The sequence below is a fragment of the Microbacterium sp. 69-7 genome (genome assembly GCF_001897985.1).
Taxonomy (GTDB): Bacteria; Actinomycetota; Actinomycetes; order Actinomycetales; family Microbacteriaceae; genus Microbacterium; species Microbacterium laevaniformans.
Window position 1 is genome coordinate 1 of sequence record NZ_MKRU01000031.1, and the last position, 2,994, is coordinate 2,994.

Sequence of the window (2,994 nt, forward strand, 5' to 3'; positions counted from 1 at the left end):
AAGGCGCGGCGAAGGTAGCGTTGAGCACGTCGAGGTCTTCCGGATGGTGAGTGTAGGAACTTCCCTCCTCGGGGGACCTCGACCCCTATCCAGCCACCGCCGCCCGACCCCCGGCTACACCCTCAACTGCGAAGAGCCGCTTGAGGTACCGCCCTTCCCTTCGTGTGGCTGGCCCACCTGCGGCGCGATAAGGGCGACATTTATCGCCGCAGTTCACACGTCCGCGCGCAACGCGGTCCAGCCCAGCGCGAACAGCGGCACGTAGAGGATGGCGATGAGCAGTGCGTGGGTGAGGACGAAGCCGAACGCTTCCAGAGCTTTGCCCCGATGACGCAGATGGTCACGCAGCTTGCGGATCATGGATCCCGGATGCCGGATGTCCCAGCTGTTGAGCCGCAGGTAGCGCCCCAGATAGACGCCGATGGCACCGAGCAGGATCACGGTCGCGGCGAAGCCCCAGCTGGCGGCGGGGATGCGTCCGTCGGGGCGATCGATGAGAACGAGGCCCATCGTCTGCACGACGGCCAGGCTGAGGACCGCATTGGCGATGCCGGAAAGCGTCAGCGCCAGCGTCTGGACGATGTCGTACCACAGGGGTACCGGTGTGGTCTCGGCTCGATGGCTGAAGTTGAGCTCCGTGATCAGGTACACCGAGTTCGGGAAGAACACGAGCCACAGCAGCGTCGCGACGATCAGGTAGGCCCACACGGCAAACGTGCCCGCCCCGGCGATCGCCTCGGTCGCCCGCCCGATCAAGGGGGTCAGCAGAAGCAGGCCCGCGCCGAGCACGACCGCGAGCAGCACAGGAAGAAAGGAGAGTCCGATGTTCAGCAGCATCGGCCGGTACAGCTTCACGCCGTAGACCCGCGCGCGCAGCACGATCAGGACGGCCGCGTACAGGTTGAGCAGCGTGACGGCGATGACGCCGATGAGCAGAGCCGACATCCCGTCAGCCTGTCACAGTCGACACTCAGCGCAGCAGGTCGAGGACGCCGACCGGGTACACGGGCGGCGCATCCGCAGCCCACAGCGCCGCGATCTCGTACCAGCCCACCGTCGTGTGGCTGTCCCGCACGGGCAGCCGTTCACCCACCGGCAGCGCGGCCAGCTGCGGCGAACGTCCCCGGAAGACATGCACGATCTCGTGCCCGCGACCGCTGCCGCTGTCGAAGATGTTCTCGGTGACGGCCGCGAGCACGGCGTCGTCGAACTCCGCCGCAAGCTCCTCGGCGAACTCCCGGACGACGGCGCGCGCCGCGGTCTCGCCGAACTCGATGCCGCCACCCGGAGCACGGAGGAACTCGCCGTGCCGGTCGGTCTCCGGGTACGACTCCAGCAGCACACGTCCGTCCTGGACCACCAGCCCGACGGCGATCGCGCGGATGCGGGCGAGGCTCGCCAGCTCCCCCGCGTACGCGTCGACGGCCCGGCGATACTGCGGCAGCATCGGCGCGAGCGTCTGTAGAGCCGTGCGCACCGCCGCGGTCGGCTTCTCGTCGTCATGCAGCGCGAGGGCGAGGAAGGCGCGGGCGGGGGCGATCAGCGGGTCGTCGTCGCCGACCGTGCGCAGGAGCGCCATCGCGGCGGAGGCGTCGCCCACGTTGCGCAGTGAGCTCGCCAGCTGGATGACCGCCTGCGTGCGGTGCGGGGCGGCCAGGCCCCGATCAAGAGCCTGCCGGTACAGCGGGATCGCGGCTTCTTCCTCGCCGAGCGCGTCATACAGCGACGCCCGCTCGAATGCGGCGCGGGCATCCTCCTGTCCACACGCGTCGAGGAGGCGCCCAAGCTCTGCGTGCGCCGTCGCGGGGTCCGCCGGATCGAAGCGATCCCAGAACAGTGCGAACTCATCGACGGGATCAGCGACCGGCGTCGATCGCAGCGCACGCTCCAGCGCGGAGCGCACTCGCTCCTGTCCACGGCGGAGCACGGGGTCGGCGACGGATGCCCGCGTGAACACGAGCAGCCCACGCGCAGCCTCCCCCGCGTCGCTCAAACCGCCCGCCAGCAGGTGCGCGACGAGCTCGTCGATCCCGATCGTGCGAACGACACCCGTCTCGCCGTCTTCCCAGTGCGGATCTGCGACGCGGCGGCAGCCGGCGGCGACCACGACGTTCTTGCGTCGAGTGGAGTTGGCTCCCGACCACTCGCTCCCGGCGTGGAACAGGGCCGCGGCGCGATGCCCCGTCTCCTCGAGCAGCTCGCGCGCGCCGGCGGTGAGAGCATCCTCGCCTGTGTCGATCAGCCCGCCGGGAAGCTCGCGCACCAGAGCGCGCGGACCGACGCGGTACTGCTCGAACAGGAGGGCGTCACCGGTGTCGGTGAAAGCGATAACGGCGACGGTGTCGCCCTGATCGAGCACGTCCCAGTCGGAGACCGAGCCGTCCGGAAGACGGTACGTGTCGCGGCGTACCCGCGTATACCCGTTGTAGACCTCGGTCTCGGTGAGCAGCTGCCAGGGCTGTGCGCGCTCGTCGTCCATCTCTCGATCCTCGCACCGGCCGGCGGAGCGACAGTCTCCTCGCACGCCGCGGGCGCTCTCAATCCCCGAGAATCTTGCGGATCTTCTCGACGCGTGCCGCGATGTCGCGCTCCAGACCGCGTCCGGTGGGCTCGTAGTAGTGGCGCCCCCGCAGCTCGTCCGGCAGGTACTGCTGGGTAGCGACGCCCACCTCGAGGTCGTGCGGATAGACGTAGCCCTTGCCGTGGCCGAGCCGCTTCGCGCCCGGGTAGTGCGCGTCGCGGAGGTGCGTGGGCACACGGCCGAATCCCCCGGCACGCACGTCGGCGATCGCCGTGTCGATCGCGAGGTAGGCGGCGTTGGACTTGGCCGTCGTCGCGAGATAGGCGGTGGCCTCCGCGAGCGGGATACGGCCCTCGGGCATGCCGATGAAGGCGACGGCGTCGGCGGCGGCGACCGCGATGACCAGCGCCTGCGGGTCGGCGAGGCCGATGTCCTCGGATGCCGAGATCACGAGACGCCGGGCGATGAAGCGC

3 protein-coding genes are annotated in these 2,994 nt (G+C 69.7%); all 3 read right to left on the reverse strand.

Annotated features, from left to right (window positions below):
• Positions 1-213: 213 nt before the first annotated feature.
• Entirely contained in the window at positions 214-945 is a 732-nt protein-coding gene (locus BGN98_RS03105) for a DUF1361 domain-containing protein (protein ID WP_036290708.1), read from the reverse strand.
• 25 nt (positions 946-970) lie between these two features.
• Positions 971-2,479 (reverse strand): tetratricopeptide repeat protein, encoded by a 1,509-nt coding sequence (locus BGN98_RS03110; RefSeq protein WP_288119502.1) that lies wholly within the window; start codon positions 2,477-2,479, stop codon positions 971-973.
• A 58-nt stretch (positions 2,480-2,537) separates the two neighbouring features.
• The coding region (locus tag BGN98_RS03115) for an AAA family ATPase (RefSeq protein WP_502687804.1) at positions 2,538-2,994 on the reverse strand (457 nt) is incomplete at its 5' end.

What these genes read in the sequence shown, in the direction of transcription:
- BGN98_RS03105 (WP_036290708.1), bottom strand. Translation starts at nt 945, where the DNA reads ATGTCGGCTCTGCTCATCGGCGTCATCGCCGTCACGCTGCTCAACCTG.
- BGN98_RS03110 (WP_288119502.1), bottom strand. Translation starts at nt 2,479, where the DNA reads ATGGACGACGAGCGCGCACAGCCCTGGCAGCTGCTCACCGAGACCGAG.